The sequence below is a fragment of the Pedobacter cryoconitis genome, assembly GCF_014200595.1.
Classification (GTDB): Bacteria; Bacteroidota; Bacteroidia; order Sphingobacteriales; family Sphingobacteriaceae; genus Pedobacter; species Pedobacter cryoconitis_C.
In genome coordinates this window covers 302189-319989 of the sequence record NZ_JACHCG010000006.1, presented here as the reverse complement: position 1 = coordinate 319989, position 17801 = coordinate 302189, and the positions used below count along the sequence as shown (strand labels likewise).

General features: G+C 36.9%; 20 protein-coding genes and 1 pseudogene. 3 read left to right on the top strand and 18 right to left on the bottom strand.

The features are described 5' to 3' along the window. Positions 1–285: 285 nt before the first annotated feature. From HDE70_RS25835 to HDE70_RS27375, 3 genes are all read right to left on the bottom strand, one after another. Entirely contained in the window at positions 286–3801 is a 3516-nt protein-coding gene (locus HDE70_RS25835) for a hypothetical protein (protein WP_183892260.1), read from the bottom strand. 1043 nt (positions 3802–4844) lie between these two features. Further along, entirely contained in the window at positions 4845–5303 is a 459-nt protein-coding gene (locus HDE70_RS25830; RefSeq protein WP_183892259.1) for a hypothetical protein, read from the bottom strand. Between the two features lie 3 nt (positions 5304–5306). Further along, positions 5307–5960: an RHS repeat-associated core domain-containing protein gene (locus tag HDE70_RS27375; protein ID WP_317617440.1), complete on the bottom strand. Its 654-nt coding sequence runs from the start codon at positions 5958–5960 to the stop codon at positions 5307–5309. Between the two features lie 107 nt (positions 5961–6067). On the opposite strand from HDE70_RS27375, the gene HDE70_RS25820 reads away from it, so the two are divergent. Then, a complete protein-coding gene (locus tag HDE70_RS25820) occupies positions 6068–6328 on the top strand; it encodes a hypothetical protein (RefSeq protein WP_183892258.1) in 261 nt (86 codons plus the stop codon). A 63-nt stretch (positions 6329–6391) separates the two neighbouring features. Here the strand turns inward: HDE70_RS25820 and HDE70_RS25815 are convergent, their stop codons facing one another. From HDE70_RS25815 to HDE70_RS25775, 9 genes and pseudogenes are all read right to left on the bottom strand, one after another. Continuing rightward, a complete protein-coding gene (locus HDE70_RS25815) occupies positions 6392–6778 on the bottom strand; it encodes a hypothetical protein (protein WP_183892257.1) in 387 nt (128 codons plus the stop codon). Between the two features lie 258 nt (positions 6779–7036). Continuing rightward, a complete protein-coding gene (locus HDE70_RS25810; protein WP_183892294.1) occupies positions 7037–7456 on the bottom strand; it encodes an RHS repeat domain-containing protein in 420 nt (139 codons plus the stop codon). Positions 7457–7849: 393 nt separating this feature from the next. Next, on the bottom strand, positions 7850–8320 hold the full coding sequence (locus HDE70_RS25805) for a hypothetical protein (protein WP_183892256.1): 471 nt from the start codon (positions 8318–8320) through the stop codon (positions 7850–7852). A gap of 664 nt (positions 8321–8984) precedes the next feature. Continuing rightward, positions 8985–9134: pseudogene (locus tag HDE70_RS27530) on the bottom strand (RHS repeat domain-containing protein); the annotation flags it as partial. 27 nt (positions 9135–9161) lie between these two features. Beyond that, the gene (locus HDE70_RS25795) at positions 9162–9467 is read right to left on the bottom strand and encodes a hypothetical protein (RefSeq protein WP_183892255.1); all 306 of its coding nucleotides are present in this window, start codon (positions 9465–9467) and stop codon (positions 9162–9164) included. 251 nt (positions 9468–9718) lie between these two features. After that, positions 9719–10186 carry a nucleotidyltransferase gene (locus tag HDE70_RS25790; protein ID WP_183892254.1) on the bottom strand — a complete coding sequence of 156 codons (468 nt, stop codon included), beginning with the start codon at positions 10184–10186 and terminating at the stop codon, positions 9719–9721. Continuing rightward, complete coding sequence (locus tag HDE70_RS25785) at positions 10183–10614, bottom strand: hypothetical protein (protein WP_183892253.1); 432 nt, start codon at positions 10612–10614, stop codon at positions 10183–10185. Before HDE70_RS25785 ends, HDE70_RS25790 begins: the two co-directional genes overlap by 4 nt. Before the next feature lie 215 nt (positions 10615–10829). Further along, a complete protein-coding gene (locus HDE70_RS25780) occupies positions 10830–11249 on the bottom strand; it encodes a DUF4265 domain-containing protein (RefSeq protein WP_183892252.1) in 420 nt (139 codons plus the stop codon). A 1-nt stretch (position 11250) separates the two neighbouring features. Next, a complete protein-coding gene (locus HDE70_RS25775; RefSeq protein ID WP_183892251.1) occupies positions 11251–11706 on the bottom strand; it encodes an HNH endonuclease in 456 nt (151 codons plus the stop codon). 150 nt (positions 11707–11856) lie between these two features. On the opposite strand from HDE70_RS25775, the gene HDE70_RS25770 reads away from it, so the two are divergent. Continuing rightward, entirely contained in the window at positions 11857–12207 is a 351-nt protein-coding gene (locus tag HDE70_RS25770) for a helix-turn-helix domain-containing protein (RefSeq protein WP_183892250.1), read from the top strand. A 244-nt stretch (positions 12208–12451) separates the two neighbouring features. On the opposite strand, the gene HDE70_RS25765 is transcribed toward HDE70_RS25770, so the two are convergent. The 4 genes from HDE70_RS25765 to HDE70_RS25750 all read right to left on the bottom strand — a co-directional run bounded on the left by HDE70_RS25765 (position 12452) and on the right by HDE70_RS25750 (position 15303). After that, a complete protein-coding gene (locus HDE70_RS25765; RefSeq protein WP_183892249.1) occupies positions 12452–12910 on the bottom strand; it encodes a hypothetical protein in 459 nt (152 codons plus the stop codon). Between the two features lie 2 nt (positions 12911–12912). Continuing rightward, complete coding sequence (locus HDE70_RS25760) at positions 12913–13686, bottom strand: RHS repeat-associated core domain-containing protein (protein ID WP_183892292.1); 774 nt, start codon at positions 13684–13686, stop codon at positions 12913–12915. A gap of 415 nt (positions 13687–14101) precedes the next feature. Next, entirely contained in the window at positions 14102–14488 is a 387-nt protein-coding gene (locus HDE70_RS25755) for a hypothetical protein (protein WP_183892248.1), read from the bottom strand. Further along, positions 14485–15303, bottom strand: coding sequence for an RHS repeat-associated core domain-containing protein (locus HDE70_RS25750; RefSeq protein ID WP_317617439.1), 819 nt, complete (start codon positions 15301–15303; stop codon positions 14485–14487). The genes HDE70_RS25755 and HDE70_RS25750 overlap by 4 nt, the downstream gene beginning before the upstream one ends. A gap of 424 nt (positions 15304–15727) precedes the next feature. On the opposite strand from HDE70_RS25750, the gene HDE70_RS25745 reads away from it, so the two are divergent. Then, on the top strand, positions 15728–15907 hold the full coding sequence (locus HDE70_RS25745; protein WP_183892247.1) for a hypothetical protein: 180 nt from the start codon (positions 15728–15730) through the stop codon (positions 15905–15907). A gap of 106 nt (positions 15908–16013) precedes the next feature. Here HDE70_RS25745 and HDE70_RS25740 read toward each other — a convergent pair whose 3' ends face one another. Further along, on the bottom strand, positions 16014–16934 hold the full coding sequence (locus HDE70_RS25740) for a tyrosine-type recombinase/integrase (protein WP_183892246.1): 921 nt from the start codon (positions 16932–16934) through the stop codon (positions 16014–16016). Further along, positions 16924–17796, bottom strand: a complete 873-nt coding sequence (locus tag HDE70_RS25735) for a tyrosine-type recombinase/integrase (RefSeq protein WP_183892245.1) — start codon at positions 17794–17796, stop codon at positions 16924–16926. Before HDE70_RS25735 ends, HDE70_RS25740 begins: the two co-directional genes overlap by 11 nt. Between the last annotated feature and the right edge of the window lie 5 nt (positions 17797–17801).

The window sequence follows — 17801 nt, the reverse complement described above, 5'->3', positions numbered from 1 at the left end:
CCTGTACAGCGCCCCTTACTCTTAACGATGCAGCCAGAGTAAACAATTCATCTCCAGTTTTACATAAGTCTCCTGCTTAAATGAACATTCTACTATTTTAACTCCCTCAGGTATGAGAATTTCTATATTGGGCATATTATCAGCAACAGCAAATACATTGACCGCCACTCCTCCTTTCAGTATTACCGTTAACTATAACTAATAGCGTATTGGAAATATCTTAAAACTGAAAGAGGTGATCAATTTTAAAAACCGATCACCTCTTTTTATGATTTCAGACTGCCCCTATTGCGTTTTATAGTGGTAATCATATCTTTTAATAATATTCCCGAACTGATCCTTAATATGTTTTAACCGTTGTAAATTATCATATTCAAAATAAGTAGTCAGCCCTTTTGCATCAGTTTGACTTACCAAACCTACCAATGGATTATAAACGTAACTTGTAATCTGTGCATTTGGTAATGCCGCTTTTAATTTCTCAAGAAAACCATCTACAGCAGCTTTATCAGGAGTCGATTTACTAAAAGTTTCCAGACTACTTTTCCCCAATGTAGATTCTATTATTGAGTAATCAGCATTTTTAATTTCGGCAATTGGATATTGTCCATTATAGCTCCAGATATAATTTATAATCAATCCACTTTCCTTACCCATTGAGAGCACATTCCCCTTGTTATCATACCTATAATACACATCCCGTATTTCATCTGCATTATTAAATGTATTAGTCTTTGTCAAAGCGGGAACAACCAGATCCGTGACAGCATCTACCTTATAATCTGTTTTAATGATATCTGTGCGATCATTTTTCATCTTCGATTGAGACAGTAAAGCATTTATCTGATGGTTATTGATTAATTTGAGTCTTCCTGTTTCAGCAGCGCCATTCAGACTTAAATCAAGAGGATATTTATTAACCAAACTGATAGTTGAGCCTGCACTTCCATCACTTGTAGTTTTAGTTAATTGATAATGAACTGGGGTACTTTCGTAATTGTAATTTTCGATCTGTACGATAGGATTTTCACCATTTAAATCATAACTCGTAATCGTTTTTGACTTCATTTTATCAAACGCTGTGGTATGTCTGAAATAGGGAACTCTTGTATAGTAATCACATGTCAAGCCGGGAATTGAGCCGTTTGGATCAGGTTTATGAGCTTCTGACATAACATGATTATCAAAAGCACCATAATGAAAGATCACACAATTCACATTTGTTTCTAAATTCACGTCGTAAAAATCATCTGGAAAAGGCATTTCAGAATTACACATACAAGACGCTTTAACCTGCTGAAAACTAATCAAATCAGTATTAATTTCCTCCACATAATCCTCTTTCGTATCGTTGCTTAAATGTGGTGACCAGTAATTATAACCAAACACTTCACTTTTGACTATAGCATTTTTATTATATACATTTTTATATAAAAGCTTCCCTCTCGCCCATTCCTTTGAATCTGAAATTCCATTTGCTCTGAAAGCATAGAATTCACTAAAATAAGGTTGAACATATGAAAAATGATATGAAGTCTTTAAGTCATTTTTAGGATGAAGAAAATCAACATCATACTCGTCCACATATTCGTAACCAGCATATGATCCCGAAGTTGTTTCCAATGGTAAAACCGAATTAGACCCAATACTGGCTATCCAATCATAAATATTTCGCGGCTTATCTACAACATTCATTTTAAACTGAATATACTGAGGAAAAGAGGAAAGGCGACCTGAAGTACGTTCTGGCAATGCAGAATCGAGATTCGGATTTATGTATTTATAACTTTTCTTTTTTATCCGAGTATTATCAGAATCATAATAATTAATATCCTTAATACGCAATCCACCAACATTAATCATGTTTTTTAATGGATCTAACTCTCGCCATTTAACTGCAAAATATAAATTATAGGGCTGCATATCCGCAGGTGAGTTAACTGCATTCAAATATCTTACTATGGCTGTCAATTCAAATGTTCCGGGAGACATTATCAATTGTGCAGTATCTACGCCATTTCTTTTCATTCCTCTACTAAAATTTTTTGGTGTAGTATTAAATGATTTAATTAAAGTTTTTGTTCCGTCAGAATTAACTCTTTCTAAAGAAAAATACACATTATCTTCATTATAACCAGTGTTATTTTCAAGTTCAGATATGCCAAAATTGGTAAAGACACTCCATCCAGTGTTATTAAGAACTGGGTATGCTCCGTTGGCTATAGTGAAACGTTTAGTAAAAAATCTTGTACGATCTTCTATTTTAGTGGGAGTAGTCTGATGCGTATTTCTACTATAACTACTCACAGAAACGCCCGCAATCTTTTCAGTAAAATTATCATCCTGATAGGTCTGAAGTAAATATGAAGGTATATCCTGGATCCCTGCTGTATTATTTTCGTAAATAAATTCTGATTTTCCCCCCTCTGGATAAACAATACTTTTTAAAGTAAAGACATTACTATAATCTGGCTTTACACTGCGATCTCCACCTTGAAAACGAGCATCCAGATTAGGTATAAATCCTGACCTGAGCATGTTAGGTATTCCATTATAAAACCCCCAATGATCTTGCGAAAATGAATATTTAGAAGGCATTTTGTCCTGAGTATAATAATCGAAGACATAATTAACTGGTTTATCAACGCCAGATTTTATACTGATACTATTAAGCTTAAGTCTCTTGTTCTTATACCCATCAGAAACTGTATTTGAAATTAACGGATTGACCATCGATAGTATTTCATAGGAATCACCATTGAAGTAATCATAGTTAAACCTGATATTTTTTACTAGTATATTTTGAAGATTATATATATTAATTTCACTAAGATATGAACCAGGCATATCTTCTCTTTTACTTTCGCCTAAAACAAATTCCATTTTTCCACCAGGAAAAGTAATGGTTTTTAATCTGCTATCACTATATAAAGTATTTGAAGTGAATGTTTCATTTGTACTAGGGTATACGCTATGAATTTTATATTCCTGTCCAGAAATCTTATCCATTCTGTAGCTGAAGTTATCGTAACTATAAGTAATACTATCATTATAATTATTTCTGACACTTTTAATTCGCCAGCTGTTGACTATAGTTGCCGGTGAAGCCATAACTCTGCCTTCTTGCCCAGTATACCCCTCTTTACCAAAGTCAACAGAGATCCCATCAGGTAATTTTAAATTCCAAGAATCAAGTTTGCGGGCAGATCCTGCATATTTCGTAATCAAGATATCATCTTTAGGAAATAAAATAAACTTGTTTTCCAGTTGATTAAACATAAACCTACCCGAATTACCTAAAACAGAATAGTAAAACTCATCTGGCATAAAATCAGTATTACCAAACTTAGCCATCTTGATAGTTTCCTGTCTCATATCTTGATTCTCAGCGTTCCCTACTGGACCAATGTTCGGCAATTTCATAAAATAATCGACTCCAAAACCCGGTTTTGTTCCAGCTTCAAGATAATAATACTCATCAGGAATACCTCTTACCTTCCTTGATATTTCACCACCATAACTTAAGTTCCAGCCAAGTCCTACCCAGGTTGCATCCTGATCAACCCTGATCCCTCCAGCATGATAGTCCAATTTTATTGGAATATTTACTCCTTTTATATTGATTTCATATAATGGAATACTAATATTTGGCACGCCAGTATATTGGGAGATGGGGACTTCAATTAGTCTGTTAAAAGCGTTAACTTCAGGGGTTTTAAAACTAATCAACGACGTTTGGGTTGTCTGACCAAAACATTTTACTGCAGCCATAAAAGAAAGTAGAACAATTATTTTTTTCATTTTTATTAAAGAATTCAGAATATATACCAGAGTGAATTGTAATAACCCTGTTATAGTCTTTGATGACCATAACAGGCGACAACATTCCAGATATTTAGATGGTTAAAAAATTAAATATGATAGCCCCCGTATCAGAGGTGACCAGCAAATAATGTAATTCGATGTAATCAAAATGCTTAACTATTGCATACACTAGATTAAAAGAAAGTAGTTTTTTCTGGATAAATCATTTAGATACTAGATGTGCTTTTTTCATTGAAATAACAAAAACACAAACATAAGAAACAATTTATGTATTTACATGAAATGTGAGATTTGATTAATTGATTTATTTATTCTTATCTGCTGGTGGATTTATTGTATCGAAATGTCCTATTAGAGAATACAAAATAAACTGTCGTACATTTATATAAATAAAAAACGCATGGAATAAAATCGATAAACTGTTAGTAATAAATCCTTCTGACACGTTCTGCCCCAATGCGTTTTTACATCTTAAACTGAATAGTCCGGTAGGCTATGAGCCTATGTATGCGACGATAGTTTAAAGAGATATATAATCGTTTATTCAATCTTACAGTTATGATTATTATCCACATAATTATAATGATTTTTAGAGAAATATTTTCTGCCAGAGGATCACTAAATTCCTCCTTGAACTCTCCTGATTATAGAAAAGAGTCTCATAATCGTACTCCCTTACGCAACTTTTTTTAGGTTTGCCGGACTTATTGGCTGTACTTTTTCAGTGCTTTAAAGAACTTTCCTTTCCCGTAAGCATGCTGCTTATGACAAAGACACACTTAAGCGATTAGAAGATATACAGGTCTTAGACCAGGATACCAGGGCCATTCTATTTAACATCATAGATACCTTTCTAAGGGACGCTAAAGCCAGAAAAGCTTACGGACAGTAAACACAACAAAGCCCGGATAAAAACGATCGCGGGCTTTTATATAATTTAGAATAGAAACAAGGACAAGCCCCCTCTTCTCAGTTTACCTAAACTTTTCTTACTCTATTCTTAGCATTAATAGCTTCATTTAATTTTGGCTATATAAAAAAACACCAATAGGAAAAAACCAGAAAGCAATAAAGGTTGAAAAAAAATCCATTTCCTTCTCACCTCTTAATTTTCTAAAAGAGACAAAAGTATTTGTGGCAAAATACAAAATATAGAAAGATGCAATCAATGCTAGTAAATGTATTGGAATATGCCAATACGGAAAATCAGTTCTGTCTATATTATATGCATACAATATAAAAACACAGTAAATAATTGAATATAAGAAACAAGCTTGAAATGTTGTTACATTCCGCTTTCCTTCGTATTCAACATTTCCAACTGAATAAAGCCATAGCAGATAAACAATAAGTAACCAGATCGAGCCGATTAAGCTCCAGATACTCATATCTTCAGAAGCAAATGAGTCTAAAAACATTGTTGGTAAAAGCATTATTGCCAGCAACTGCCAATGCTTAATTTTTAATAAATAATTCATATTTTATTTCTTCTTTAAATCTGGTCCTTTTAAAATAACATCCCTAGAAATTTCAAGTCCAATTATAGCAGCAATGTTTATTCCCCAGCTCTCTTTTTGCACCATTTTCTCACTAGTAACTGTTGTGGTAGTTTTTCCAGTCAGATAATCAACATTTGAAACCTCAACCTTTTCTTTTGAAACTGATCTACTCCCTATTCCAGCACCAGCAGTTGTCGTTGTAGTTCTTTCAACTTGCCCATCACCTGTAGTCTTTTCACTAAATGTCCTTTCCGCTTTAGCACTTGCAACAACCCCAGATATTCCTATTGCCTGCTTTTTCCCTTCAAAAAACACAAATTTATTATCCCTAACTCCAATTAGGTCAAATCCAGCAGCATTGATTTCAAAACCTAATTTTCCAAATGGAGTTTTAATATCACCGACAAATTGTCCTCCCAACGTTATTACTCCTGTATAATTTTTCTCTTTTTTAGAGCGAGGCCCTGGACCAGATTGCTCCGGTGCCATTCCATCCGGATCAACAAATCTAATTGGATTATTAAATGCATAATTATAAGGAGAATGCCATCTCATCTTCTCAGAGAGCGGATCTACAACATTCCATCTTCCGATAACCGGATCATAGAACCTCGCCCCATAATCGTACTCCTTTATGCAACTTTTTTTAGGTTTGCCGGATTTGCTGGCCGCACTTTTTCAGTGCTATAAAGAACTTTCCTTTCCCGTAAAGTTACTGCTTTATTTGAGTTTACTGGTTGGACTTGTTTGGCTTTTTTGTTGGAGATTCTACTTTGAAGGTGCAGAACTATGAGAGCGCAAAGCATGGTCACAGGGCCAAAGCATTCCAGGTCTCTGTAGATTATTTACTGGGCCAAGGCCCCAATGCCTCTTATGATAAAGAAATGATCAAAAGGCTTGATGAACTTGAAACACTTCCTGAAAGTGAAAAGCAGCACATCTTTCATTATATGGACCTGATCATCAGGGATTACAAAACGAAGAAAACTTATAACGCCAAATAACAACAAAGCCCGGATCAAATGACCCGGGCTTTTAGGCAGTTTTCTGGGTACTGCCATTTACGGTTATATCCATTTAATTTCTGGAGGATCATTACTAATTACATCAATTATACCATCTCCATGCGTAATTATGTAATTAATAACCTCTTCTAAATCGACTATTTGATAACTCTGCTCAACGATCCAATCTATATAGCTAGATTTACTTGAAATAAATAAAGGCCACTGAGTACTTAAGATAGGGAAATCCTCTAATCTTTTTAGCGTACATGTTTCATCAACGCTTTGATAAGACAAAACCGATCTAAACCATATAGATAAGGCATCATCACTATCCTCTCCTCTAGCAACAATTGTCAACCCTAAATGATCATCTATTATACTATCTATATATAGTTGATTAGGTATAAGATGTACTGGTTCCCATTTTTTTATGTTTTCACTATTCATATCTGAATTTTGTTTTTGTCTTATCTGGATGCTGTATTTCTATAGTTGGCCTACCGTCATCACTCTTCTCCCTAACATTGATACTCGATCCATCAGCTAACTTCCCAACTCTTGTTCCATTAGGATAAGACTTGACATCGGATGGTCCAAGAGAATCAAAATCCTTATCAGCTTGTTCTATACCGCCTTCTCTCTTATAGAATTCATTAGATTTCTGATTCTTTATTTTAATTCGTTCTGAATCTGCTTTTAAATCATCTACAGTTTTATTATTTGAAAGTAAAATAGATTTGGAACATGATCACTTGATGGATCATTCATATTGTTCGGCCAAAATACTAAAGCAAGAAACAAGGTAAAAGGGTTTGGTGCAGCTGGCGCACTTATTCTTGATCCTGGAAGAGAAATTGGTCTTGTTAAAGGGAGTGCAATACTAGCAGTACCCGTCCTTCTTGAAGCCGTTATATTTACCTCCTTCAACTGGATTGTTTTCTTTTTAGGAGGATCCTCTTGCTGATCCTCTACAGCCATTCCATCAGGGTCAGTAAATCTAATTGGATTATTCAACCCATAGTTATATGGTGAACGGCCCTCATACATTTCAGCCAGCGGATCAATCGTGCTCCACCTCCCAATAACCGGGTCATAGAACCTAGCGCCGTAATCGTACTCCCTTATGCAACTTTTTTTGGATTTGCCGAATTTGCTGGCCGCACTTTTCCAGTGCTATAAAGAACTTTCCTTTCCCGTAAAGTTAGTGCTTTATTTGAGTTTACTGGTTGGACTTGTTTGGCTTTTTTTTTTTGGAGATTCTACTTTGAAGGTGCGGAACTATGAAAGGCAGTGCTGATTCGTTAGTACATCTGTTACAGCAAAGATAGCCCAAGCATCTGATGTGACTTTGGATTATATCGACGGCGAAGAAATTAACGACCGTTAAAAAGTACAACAGATAGAAAACTTGTCGGATAACGACAGCCATATCAACTGGTCATTATTAATACGCTTTTTAAAGATGCAAATATTAGGAAAACTTGTGTATTGTTTAATGATTCTTAAGAATTTTAAAGATTAGGGTTTTCTAATTTGTATTGCCGCCCCCCCGCCATAGTCAATTTCATATGCGTAATTTGTTCCTTTGATAGGGATTAATTTTTTTTTGTACTTCTTTTTACTAGTATTATATATTCTCAAGATTAGATAAGATTTCTCAAACCAATTTTTCCCAATTTTAATATCATAATTATATACCTCCTGCTTACCTTTCGAATAATCATAATAGTCAAATTTCAAATACAAATCATCATTGCTATTTGCTATTATTTTATAGTCAGCTGTATTTAATGACAAATTGCCCGGCTTAAAGGAGATATTAATACCTGATAATAATTCATTTTCTTTTCTGATTAACAATTTTGGATTACTCAGGCTAGTCACAATTGCTTCATCAATTACAATAATAAAATCAAAATCACTCTTACTTTGTCCATAACTACAGGTCGTTAAAAAGATAAGAAGAAGAACTAATAAAATATTTTTCATATTATTGATTGTTTATTATGCGCATAATTGCATCTCTTTTCAATTCAACTTTAGGATTAGAATTCCTATCATATATAACTGCACCATTGGACCTTGCCGGAATATTTAGTGATCCATTTGGATTTGTTGTTACACTATTTGGATTTATAGAACCTAAAGGACCAACAATTATATTAGTACCAAACTGTTGAAAGGTTGTTTGGTCTGTTCCCTGCCCAGTTGAGGGATTATTTGCTGATTGTGGGTAGATCATAGACCCAACCTGTTGAACAGTTGTAGGGTGTGAATGAATTGTGGTTTCGACGTCAGCTGCTGTTGTACCTGTAGGCAAATTAGGCAAACTACTTGGTGCAGTTTGAATATTATTAGTTATTGTAGGAATTGGACCAGTTTGTCCTTGCACTACAGTACCACTATTCATTACTATTGAGACTTCTTCTCTTAATCCTCCATTTGCAACAGTCCTATCCAGTACATTAACACTTTCTCTTAGAGCCGTTGTACTTGGCAAAGTAACTCCAGATCTTACATTATTCAAATCTATGTTGCCACGTGTTCTAGCTATTTGTCTAGCCTCACTATTATCTGTAACTATCATGTTTACCCCATTATTAACTCCATCCGTTCCAATTTTATTACCTCTTAGATTATACAAATCTGTAAAAGGCATCATCCCATCAGGATCGACAAACCTAATCGGATTATTAAATGCATAATTATAAGGAGAATGCCATCTCATCTTCTCAGAGAGCAGATCTACAACATTCCATCTTCCGATAACCGGATCATAGAACCTCGCCCCATAATCATACTCCTCAATACCGAGATAACATCCTCAATACTATAAAGTAATCATTTTCACAACATAATAAGCAATTATACCACCAGTAACTAAAGTTATAAAACCATTTATATACCAAAATCTCTTAGTCCATTCTTTAAAGAAAAACATATTGGATAAACTTATTAGAAACGTCCCACAAACTGGACCAATAATTGTATATATCCGCAATACAAATGGGACTTCGGAACTGGAACTAGAGCCTGCACTAAAAGCGGGTATAAATAATCTAAAAATTAAACACAAACTTATCCATGACAAAAACAAAATTACAAGTCCAAATTTATTATTTAATGACTTTTCCATTTATAACTAATTTTTAATAGTCTAATTTGTTGTTCATTGGCATTTCGAGTGCTTCCGATTTACTATCGCATTCTGCGACATCAAGTCTACAAATTCTTGCTCATTCAACCGGGAAATGGGTAAGCCTAAAAAAGGCGGAAGATTTAATCTTTTGTTTTAATAACCACCGATACAAACAGCTATAATACTATAAAGTCTATTATTTACATGTCTTTAATTTTCATCGGCAGTATTCGGCAATATAAAGAAAACTACCTTTTTTTAGATTTTATTAACTTTTGTAATGTCTTAACATCGGTGATGTCCTGTCTACGGCCGGAGACTTGTTTATTTTTCACGAGATCGTTAAGGCCGATATAGTTGATGACAAGATCATCCTCGAGTTCTATCTTTTCCATATTTAAAATCGCCTCACTAAACTTAACTCCATCAATTATATTCAGCACATCAATGCGTAATGGTGGATATCCAATCTGGCTAATTAATCCTTCAGTTAAAAAATCCTCCTTTTGGAATCCAAGAGATTGCAACCCAAAATCATTCACAACTTTGAGCATTCGAATTGCATTTTCTTCAGATACATTGATCCAAATATCGAGGTCACCTGTGTGGCGAGGCTTACCATGAAATGCCAGTGCATAGCCTCCTACAACCATGTACTCAACATCGTATTGGTTTAACAATTTAACAAAATCTTCAAAATCTTCGGCTAACGTCATGCGTACATTCTTTTCTTTACCAGCTTAGTTTTATCCATTCTTTGTCCCTTTGTTAAAGATTGAGAAATGATGTAAGTAACAGCGGCAGCACGCTCTTTTACCGGTCGGCCCAACCAATATTTCAGATCATGTTGTTCATCATTGGCATCTTTCATCATAACCCTTCTTAGTACAGGTACTATTTTTCTAATTCGGGGTTCAGGAACAGGCTTAGGCTTTAAAATAATATTTTTACGCTCTATTCGTATTTCCTGATTTTCATAAGCGACTTTAGCCTTACTCAAATAATTACTTATGGTGTTGTAATTAAACTGTGAATAACTTAAACAAAAGTTCTTTAGATTAGAAAACACTTCAAAAGGATTCTCTGTGTTATTTTTCCAAAAAACTACGACTACTCTTTTTTGTTGAATACTTAGCCTTTCCATATATCAAATATAACAAACATAATAACAATATTAGTCATAAAAAGATAAAATTGTCTCGATTGCCCCCTTATAATTCTTAACCCACTCACTCAAAAAACCATTAAAAACCAACAGGCTCTCTCTAGGTTATGTAGAGAGGAATGCAAATGCCAGAAAAGTTTACGGACAGTAAATAACAAAGCCCGGATCAAAACGATCACGGGCTTCTATTATATCTATTTAAAGCCTAGACATGCCTCCTGATAGTCAAATCGACCTTCAGCTCTACCCTTCTCCAAATAAGCTTTGACTTTATCGTACGAAATTTCCGGAGGAATATCCACAGAAATTAATGTCTTGATATGACTACCCTCCCAACTGCACCCCATCGCTTCTATTGATTTAGTTACATCTGAAAAATCGTTCTCATTAAACATAATAATACGAACTACACTATGACCGGAGGCTTCTATCAATGAATCAAAATATAAAGCTCCATCCTCATCCTCTACAGAAACAATATCACCAAAAGCGACATTTTTTGCAAAAAAGGGGATGTTCTCAATTCTATAATAATCTCCTGATTTTGAAGCCCAAACACTCTCAATCTTATACTCATCGACGTCTTGATAGACCAATAACACTTTTTCGTTCATCTTAATGTTTATCTAGATTACAGCCACGGCATAATACCTGACCATTATTCGGCGTCCCACTACCACCTTCTCGTTTACGTTTCTTATGATCTACATGAGCCTCATCACTAGAAGGCTTTACTCCTCTTTCATGTTTTTTACCATTTTTAACCTCAATTTCACAGTTCGCGCATTTCATCTTTCCGCCATTCTTTTCAGAATTTTGTTCCTTTACTACCTTTTTCCCAGTAGGAGTAAAATCTTGGCCATCACGAGGCTTCTTGTCCAGTTTTGCAGCTCTTTCCTCTAAAGTTAATGTTTTCTTCGTTCCCTGACTCCCTTTATCTGGTGAGCTAGCAGCAGAGGATAAACTAGGGCCATTGACATGATCGTAGATTAATGTACCCAAAGCATAACTACCACCAGCAATAAAAATACCTCCAGCTACTACATCAGCGATAGGATCTTCTGGACCCAATTTTGAACAGGTCAACCTGATCAACCAGCTCGACGAGGAAGACCGCACGGTGGTCTTTAAGATCATAGATACCATGCTCACCAAAAAGAAGTTCAAGGATTTTTTCAACAACAACATTGCTGCTTTATAGCGGCCTTTTACATAAATAGTATGGCAGAAACAATTCATATCGGCAGAAAGATCAGCCGGATCAGAGAGATCAGCGGAATTAAACAGGATCACCTCGCTATTGAGCTAGGCATTAGCCAGCAGACGATTTCCAAGATCGAGCAAAGCGAAACAATAGAAGAAGAAACACTTGGCAAGATCGCAAAGGTTTTAGGGGTTACAACCCAGGCCATCAAGAACTTTAGTGAAGATGCCATTATCAACTACTTTAACGATCAGAGTTCGTTTAACTTCCAGTGTACCTTTAACCCGCTGGACAAGGTAATGGAACTTTATGAACGCCTCTTGCAAGCCGAACGGGAAAAGAACGAACTCCTTAAAGGCAGTAAGTAGCCCCCTGCAGCAGAAACCGAGTTGCGAAGGTTTCCTTTCTCCTTCGCTCCTAAGCGAAGGCAAGCAGGTTTTTGGGCACCCAAAAACACAACTTGTAGATCACAAAATAAACCAATAGGTTGCATAAGTGATTATGCAGCCTATTACATTAACGACAAAGCCCGGCATAAGTTAGAGCAGTACGATGAATATTACTGATTAATTTTCACTTACATGGGCAAAATGAATACTCTTTCTTATACAATTAGGTCTTCAATTGCATAATTTCACCTCCTGAACACCTTATTTCAACTACCTCACCTTTAAATTCAATATCACTAAAAAAATCTGGCAGTTCATATGTTTCAATGATGTTAAAATCTAACCTACTAACCTTTAGAATTTCAAGTTCGGAAATTATAAAAATCCATTCTTTAAAGATCTTTGTATCATAAAAGTTGTAAAAAAGATTTAAGTTTAATAAAATTGTATTAGAGCTGAAATCTACCACAGCAAAATGCTGGTCTATTCCAATTGAGTAAACTTTTGGTTTGACTTCAATGATAACTGGTTCTATCTCACTATTCCAGGAAAACTTTAAACCGTACATCCCGTCTGAAATTATAGCATAGTGATTATTTGCCCTGTCATCAGCCTCCTTAAATAGGGTAAGCTCATTTAATGCATTAAATTCTATTTTTGTGATTTCGTTAAATAAATTCATAGTTACCAAGTTTTAGGAATAATCGTTGAAACTGATGGTGTTACGCTCATATTACCTCCTTTATAAAAAAAGCCAACCCCAACACTTCCATTATTACCAACATTTACACTCTTCATAATGGTTGTTCCGTACTCTGTTGTCTTAGTAGATATGATTTTCCCATTACTAAACGCCTGTTTAAAAACATTGGTTAACTGACTCTCATTTGTAATCCCCATTTTTGTTAGATCTTTTAAATTCTGAGCAGAACGAGCAATATTTTTAGGATTTCCAGCTACAACTTTCCCAAAGAAATAATCAAATTTACTTGAGTTTACTGAAAAGCCTGCTCTAGGAGATATCGTCAATTTTCCTGGTGAAGCCTCAGCGAAACCTTCTGCAAATAACTTAAACTCCATAAAACCAAGCATGAACTTGTTTAATTTCAACATGCTTTCATTCATAGATTTTAGCGATGCAGCTTCTTCGGAAGCAAGGCGTTGTGATTTTTGCTCAGCTGTCTCAGACTTTTTCTTTTGCTTACCATCTTGATTTCCTTGAGATGATTGTAACTGTCCAAATAAAGCCTGAGCATCAGCCCCAGTATACAGGTCTCCACCACCAATACCTTGGCCATAAAGAACCTCCTTTCCATTAGGATCAGTATTATTTACAGGATTATTATCAGCATAATTATATGGAGAAAGGTTTTGATAACTCTCCGCCAGCGGATCCACCACATTCCACCTTCCAATAACCGGGTCATAGAACCTCGCCCCATAATCATACTCCCTTATGCAACTTTTTTTGGGTTTGCCAGATTTGCTGGCCGCACTTTTTCGGTGCTATAAAGAACTTTCCTTTCCCGTAAAGTTAGTGCTTTATTTGAGTTTACTGGTTGGACTTGTTTGGCTTTTTTTGTTGGTGATTCTACTTTGAAGGTGCGAAACTATGAAAGGCAGTGCTGATTCGTTAGTACATCTGTCACAGCAGAGATAGCCCCGAAAGTAAAGCAGTAAAGGACTTTTGCGGCATAAAGGCTCATAGCCTTTGTCCTCAAAAAGGCCGTTTATTTCACGATCCCTTGACAGCCTCCCTTTCTTAGGCTCCGGGTGGCTTAAGAAATGAACTACCTGAACTGGAATTGCAACTCTTTCATTCCATTACTAATTGGAGACAATTTGTTATTTATTGCGATAATCTTCATCTAGATTATCTAATGTTTTGGCTAGGATGATATTCCACAAGATAGTTAAGTACAATAAAAAAAATAGAAAATGAAAGTATGATAAAAGCCCAGATTAGCACCCTGCTTTTATTATGGGGTAAACGATCATACTTAGAGACAATTTCTTCTTTTTTTATCCACAGACCGAAATAATTGTATAAAATAATTATTCCAAAGACAATAAGAGATCCCTTTACAGATGTATTTTCTGGAATACGATATTTAAGAAAATAATTTGCCATCCCAAATATTGATCCAAGATTTAGCCCCTCTAAAAAACATAGAGCGATATATGCGTTAAAAAACGGTTGATCATCTTTTCTTGTAGTTTTAACTACTTTATAAAGCTGATAATATAATTTTTCTATCATCTTTTAATATATGGCATTACAACTCTTGTATTATCTGGATACTTATAAAGTGGGTTTCTTGGATATTTACTCTCAATGCCTGAGACATTAAAAGTCGACTGTATAAGAGCCCCAACAACCATACCTGGAAGCCCCCCAATTCTAAAGGCAGCAAATCCAGCCCCTATATTTATAGCCGCCTCTCCTGGTGTCTGATGACCTACCAAAGCCTTGCCCGCTTCGATAAAAGTACCAGCCACAACAACTCCAGTTCCTACACTTTTTAAAGTCCCCAAAACATTAGATCTATTCATTACTGAAGTACCATCACTTAATCCCGCTCCTATTGCCCACGCACCTACGTCTGCAATATTTCCAACTCCTTCGTTTAATTTACCCCCCAAATCTAAAGCTTGTCCTGCACCAAAGGTACTACTTGACAAAGTCGATTTAAATATGCTAAATGACTTATCTTCTATCCTTGTTGCTCCACTTGTTGAATAAGAAGCAAACTCACCTGTTTGGCCATTAGTTGCTGTTCCATCAGCGTTTAAATTTATTACACCATCATTCTTGCCTGAACTTTCAATTGTGGCTGCCTGACCTTTATGATCATATCCCTCTCGCTCACCGCTACCTTCAAACCATTTTACGGTCTTCTTATCTTTAGATTGATACCAATCCGTTGCCTCCATTCCATCAGGATCAATAAACCTGATCGGATTATTATTCCCATAAACATACGTAGAGAACCGTCTGCTCTTCTCAGAAAGCGGATCTATCGTATTGAAACGCCCTATTACCGGATCATAAAACCTTGCCCCGTAATCTAACACCCTTATGCAACTGTTTTACAGTTCGCCGGATTCGCTGGCAGCTACTTTTCAGCTTTATAAAGAACGTTCCTTTAGCGTAAAGTTAGTTTTTTGTTTGGGTTTTACAAGGCCGTTGGTGCGTTGATTTTTTGGCTTTTACTGGTAGGAAGATCATCTGTTACAGCAAAGATAGCCTCCGAAGGGAAAGCAGTAAAGGGACTTTCGCGGCATAAACGCTCTTAGCCTGCCCGCATTGGCCATTTATTCCACGTTCCCTTGACAGCTTCCCCTTCTTCCGCTTTTTGGGGCTTAACAGATCATCTCCCCGAACCTCTATTCTCATTGGTGCGTTGCAGGGAGCCCTGATGGAGCAAGTTTATGTTTTTGCTATACAAAAACAACTTTACTACTCCCGGTGGTTGCTTTGGGTGGTGACCTCTTACTGATGGAAAGTGCTTTGGCAGTGGGGAGTAAAGAGCGGCTCTTTCTATCAGTAAGAGGTTCCAAAGGGGTTTGGGGAATGGAAGATTCCCCAACTATATCTGCGAAGCACCATGCTGCCGCAGGCTTCCAGTACCAGAGTATCCCCATCAGTATCCTTTTTTCGGCCTTGCCGATAGCTTAAAGAGGGTAAAGTATCCCCGGAGGATACTTTAATAGCCCTTAGCGGTAGCGTGAGGGCAGAGAATAGGGCTGCTGCCCAATTCCCGCTTGCTCATTTTTTTATGCTTTTATTTTAAGGGGTGGTGTTTGTTCAGTGCTTCTTTCAGATCCTCCAGATTAGTGGTCTGGTAACGCTCCGTAGAGCTTACATACCGGTGCCCAGCCATGTACTGGACTGTCCGTAAGTCCTTTTCTTTTAACCATTCGGTAATCACACTCTGCCGGATCTGTGCCGCATTTTTATACTTAGGATTCAGTTTCCGCAAAGCCTGGTTAAAGTGGTATAAGCTGTTTTTGATGTTTTCACAACCGTTCATACTGATAAAAAGCTGGTGGATCTGCCTGGCTGATTTCATTGCTTTGGGCTTTCTCCCTGAACGTTCTTTACTGCGCTCTGCCAGTATCTTTGACCTGGTTACATGGATATATTCATATAGTTCCATGACCTGGAAGGCTTCCAGTTTCAGCAACCTGCTGTTGCTCTGCGGAGATGCTGGAACATAGATTTTCCCTTCCTTTAACTTGATATGGCCGGCCTCCAGTTTATGCAGCTCCGCATTGCTGATTCCCTGATAGATCAACAGGGACAACATAACCTTATTCCGCTGGCTCCGCTCATCGCTGACCACATAGCTCTCATATAAAGCTTCCAGTTCTGCTTTTTCCAGCAGGTCTTTTGGGACTGTCCTTATCGCTCCCTTTAAGCTGATTCCGGCAGCAGGATTGTGGGTTATTTTATCTTCCTTTTGCAGGTAAGTAAAGTAATACCTTACCGCCAGCAGCATCCTGTTAACCAGGTTAACCTGATTGCCCACCTGACGCTGATGATCTGCATAATCCAGGATCTCGGTATAGCTGACTTGTTGCAAGCTTAAGCCCGAACGCTCTTCTTCTGCAAGCCAGGACAGAAAGTAGCTGACATATTTACGGTGCTGGTAAACCGTAACAGGCTTTAAGCCCAGTTCTTTTAAGTACTCCTCAAAGTTCATTAACAATATGGGTATAGATCTGTGTGCTTTCCAGGCTGCTATGGCCTAAGAACCGCTGGATCTGTTCCAGCTTCATACCAGACTGCAACAGGTGTGTAGCAATACTGTGGCGCAAGGTATGCGGGCCGATAGGCTTTTTTATCCCTGATGCTGACCGTAGTTTCTGCATCCGTTCAAAAGCGGTCTTTAACCTTTTTCCGTTTGCGTTCAGTAATAATGCCGGTTCCTTTTTACCGCTGAGCAGGTAAGGCCTGGAGAAGTTCAGGTAGTATTCCAGGTCTTTTTTATTGCTCCCGGTCAAAGGAACATACCTTGCTTTATAACCTTTGCCTTTGCGTACCAGCACCAGTTCTTTTTCCAGCAGGATATCATCAATATTTAAGCTTAAGCCCTCGCTTTTCCTCAAACCACAACCGTAATACAGCGTCAATAATGCCCTGTCCCTTAACCCCAGTACACTTTCTGTAGTCGCCTCGTACAGCCTGGCAACTTCCTTTTTGGTCAGGATGCTTTTGATATTGGTAGATTTGCCTTTGAGTTGCACTTTCACTGAAAAGCTTTCTTGTCCGCTCTCGGCAAGGTACCGGGCAAACTTGCGGATCACCTGCAGGTGTTTACGGATATAGTTTAGGCTCAATGTGCCTGGTTTGGTTTTACAGGGCTGCTCACTTAGGTGCTGCAGGTAATTTTCCAGGTGGCTTTCTGTGATACCGGTAATGCTGTTGCAGTCATTTTCTTCCAGAAAGATCAGGAACGCCTTTAGCATCACAGGCATATCCCTTTGGCTGGTGTGATCAAAGTTCAGTATCCTTAGCCATTCACTAAAGCCTGCGTTTAAACGGATATAGAGCGGGTTTTTCATGATTT